Annotated in this window: 4 protein-coding genes; all 4 read right to left on the reverse strand. The window is 69.9% G+C overall.

The window, feature by feature from the left end:
* Positions 1-72 precede the first annotated feature (72 nt).
* Entirely contained in the window at positions 73-873 is an 801-nt protein-coding gene (locus RB628_RS33580; protein ID WP_318324404.1) for a sugar phosphate isomerase/epimerase family protein, read from the reverse strand.
* A gap of 9 nt (positions 874-882) precedes the next feature.
* Positions 883-1,830, reverse strand: coding sequence for a bifunctional helix-turn-helix transcriptional regulator/GNAT family N-acetyltransferase (locus RB628_RS33585; RefSeq protein ID WP_318324405.1), 948 nt, complete (start codon positions 1,828-1,830; stop codon positions 883-885).
* Between the two features lie 357 nt (positions 1,831-2,187).
* On the reverse strand, positions 2,188-2,634 hold the full coding sequence (locus RB628_RS33590) for a hypothetical protein (RefSeq protein WP_318324406.1): 447 nt from the start codon (positions 2,632-2,634) through the stop codon (positions 2,188-2,190).
* 30 nt (positions 2,635-2,664) lie between these two features.
* Positions 2,665-3,237 (reverse strand): hypothetical protein (locus RB628_RS33595; protein WP_318324407.1); only part of this gene is annotated, 573 nt, incomplete at its 5' end.

A 3,237-nucleotide genomic window follows, 5' to 3' on the forward strand; every position in this document is an offset into this window, starting at 1 on the left:
ACCGCGCCGGACGCGATCCTCCTCCACGACAACCGCACCGACCACCACGTCGGCCGCGTCGGTCACCCACGGCTAGGCCGACTCGCTGAGCAGCCGGGCGAGGTGCTCGCGGCCGGCGCCCAGCAGGTCCTCCAGGGGTGCGGCGGACTCGTACCACCGCTTCTCGTACTCCCAGCACAGCCAGCCGTCCCAGCTGTGCCGGGAGAGGACCTCGACGCACTCGGCGAGCGGCAGGACGCCGGCCCCCAAGGCCAGGGGGGTGGTGTCCTCGGCCGAGGAGATGTCCTTGACCTGTACGTATCCCAGGTGTGGGGAGAGGGCCGCGAAGCTCTCCGACGGCTGCTCGCCGCCGAGCCAGGTGTGCATGACGTCCCACAGGGCGCCCACCTGACGGTGACCGACAGGCCCCAGGATGCGGATCGCGTCGGCGCCCGTGCGATGCGAGTCGTGGGTCTCCAGGAGGATGCGTACGCCGAGGTCGGCCGCGTACTCGGCGGCCGTGCCGAGCCTCCGGGCCGCCGTCGCGTCGGCTTCCCCGGGGGCCTGGTCCGTGCCGCCGCCCGGAAACACGCGGACGTAGGGGGCGCCCAGGTCGCGGGCGAGGTCGAGGAGTGCGCGGAGCTCGGTGAGCACGGGTTCGTCGTCGCCGGGGGCCGCGACACGCACGTACCCGGCGAGGCCGAGGATCTCGACGCCGGACGCCTTGAACTCCGCGGCCACATCGGCCCGTTCGGCGAGGGTGAGACCGAGGTGGACGGGCTCTTCGGGATGGGTGCGCAGCTCGACGCCGTGGTAGCCGTGGGTGGTCGCGAGCCGCAGGACCTCGGGGAGGGGGAGACCGGGCACGCCGAGGGTGGAGAACGCCAGTTTCATGCAAGGACCCTATCCGTCACTCCACCTTTCAGTCGTTTTATGGAGATCCAGTCGCCAGTCCTGGCCGACCAGATCCCTGCCGAAGGAGCGGTGGGGCTTCTCGGTGGCGAGGACGAAGCCGTGGCGCCGGTAGATGTGGCGGGCGGCGGTGAGCACGTCGTTGGTCCACAGGACGAGGTCGCGATAGCCCACCTCTCGCGCGAAGCCGATGACGGCCGCGACGAGCCGGTCGCCGATGCCGAGCCCGCGCGCCGCCGGCTCGACGAGCAGCAGCCGCAGCCGAGCCGTCCCCGGCGCCTCGTCCCGTACGCACATCACGCACCCGGCCGGCCGCCCGTCCAGCTCGGCGATCCACACCCGCTCCAGATGCGGGTCGTGGTCCTCCGCGAAGTCGGCGACGATTCGGGCGACCAGCCCCTCGTAGTCGGTGTTGAAGCCGTAGTCGGCCGCGTACAGCGCCGCGTTGCGCTGCACGATCCAGCCGAGGTCGCCGGGGTCGGGCTCGCGCAGGACGACGTCCTCGCGGCGCGGGGGCCGGCCGTCGGAGAGGAGCGAGCGGACCGTGTGCAGCGCATCCGAGAGCCGGGGCCGGTCGCCGGCCGGCACGGTGGCGAGCAGCGAGCCGATGGCCTCCGTGGCGCGCTCGTTCACCAGGTCGGCGGCCTCGCGCCCGCGCACGGTGAGCGTGACGCGCCGCCGCCGGGGATCACGGTCGGAGGGCGCCCGCTCGATCAGCTCGTCCTGCTCGAACTTGTTGAGGATGCGGCTCAAGTACTCGGCGTCCAGGGTGAGTTCGGCGCGGAGGTCGGCGGCGTCGGGACGAGTGGAGTGCGCGAGCTCGTAGAGGACGCGGGCCTCGGTGAGGGTGTAGGGGGCGTAGAGGCGGTTGCTGTGGTCGAGGGCGCCGATGACGTTCGTGGAGAAGCGGTTGAAGGAGCGGATGTCCTGAACGGTCATGGACCACCTCGTGGGTGACAGTGACAGTGACAGTGACTGCGGACAGTTGACTCAGTCAGAGGTGTCGCTGGCTCGAGGGTAGGGCCGGGGCGAGGCGTTCCTCAAGGCCCCGCAACGGGCGGCAGTGCGCGACCTCGGCGTCCCCTGCCCAGGCCAACGCATGCCGCCCGTCGTGTACTTGTCCATCCGGCGATGTCCCGGACGCCCCTCGCGGCGCCGCCGTCGATCCTGGCGGCGCGCACCCTCGCACTCCTCGGCCTCGGACAATCACAGACCGGGTGTCACACAACTACGCCCAGGCCTCGGCCGGTTGCCCGACTCCCTGTGGGGCGGGAGCCGGGCAACCGGAGCGCATGCTCAGGCCTTGACGTAGAACTGGCTGATGGTGCGCTGCCTGACCTCACCCACGTTGTCCGCGCGCAGCATGCTGTTGCAGACGTCGTCCCCGTGCTTGGAGTTGAGGACGCCCTGGGAGAAGTACTCGCAGGTCACGTTCTGCAGCCGCTGCCGAGCACCCCACTTCACCTTGAGGTTCACGGTCTCCTGCGGGGGATTCCCGACCCTGTCGGTCCTGTTGATGGCGACGTCGCAGGAGATGCCGTCACTCTTGGGGACCTCGATCACCCGGGACCAGGTGACTTCCTTCTGGCCGTTGGCGTAGTAGCCCGTCCAGTAGTTCCCGCAGATACGGGAGCCCGCCTGGGCCTGTGCCGTGCCGGGGACCGCGAGTGCGAACATTGTTCCGGCCGTCAGGACGGCGGCCGCCAGGGTCGCCGTGCGTCGCTTCATGCGCTTGACCTTCACGAGTACCTCCTCGAAGAGTGAACTGCGGTGTCACATACGGCCGTTGACGGCGTAGCCGACCTTTTCCTTCTCGAAGACGTTTCGGGTCCAGTTGCCGAACCTGGTGTTTCCGTTCCATTCGTAGGTGGTGCCGCCCTGGCAGCCCCGGTTTGTCTTCACCCAGCCGCCGACGAAGTCGCCCTGGGTCCAGCGCCGGACCGCGATCTGAACGGGCTGTGCCACGTCACCGCCCTTGAGGTGCACGGTCCAGGTGAAGTTGGTGCTGATCTCGGTGCTCCTCTGGTAGCCGCCGACCAGCGGAATCACGGCGTTGTACCACTTCTTGGAGGGCGAGCTGGCGTTACCGAGATCGGTGCCGCCGCCGATCGCCCAGCCGGTGTTCGTCGTCTTGGACCTCGACCACGAGTAGTCGCAGGTGCTGCCCCGCGGGCACTGGAACTCGGTGCCGCGCCAGACCCAGTCGTCCCAGGTGTTGGCGGCCCGCTGACGGGTTATCGAGCGGGTGGCCTGTCCGCCGCCGGTGCCGGGGACGATCTGCGCGCCGTCGGAATAGCTCTGGGTGAAGCACTGGGTGGCCGCACTGGCCGTGCCCTCGGTCGTGGC

The sequence above is a fragment of the Streptomyces sp. ADMS genome, assembly GCF_033441795.1.
GTDB lineage: Bacteria > Actinomycetota > Actinomycetes > Streptomycetales > Streptomycetaceae > Streptomyces.

Excerpts from the sequence above, each read along its gene's own strand:
- RB628_RS33580 (WP_318324404.1), bottom strand. The coding sequence starts at position 873 with ATGAAACTGGCGTTCTCCACCCTCGGCGTGCCCGGTCTCCCCCTCCCC.
- RB628_RS33585 (WP_318324405.1), bottom strand. The coding sequence starts at position 1,830 with ATGACCGTTCAGGACATCCGCTCCTTCAACCGCTTCTCCACGAACGTC.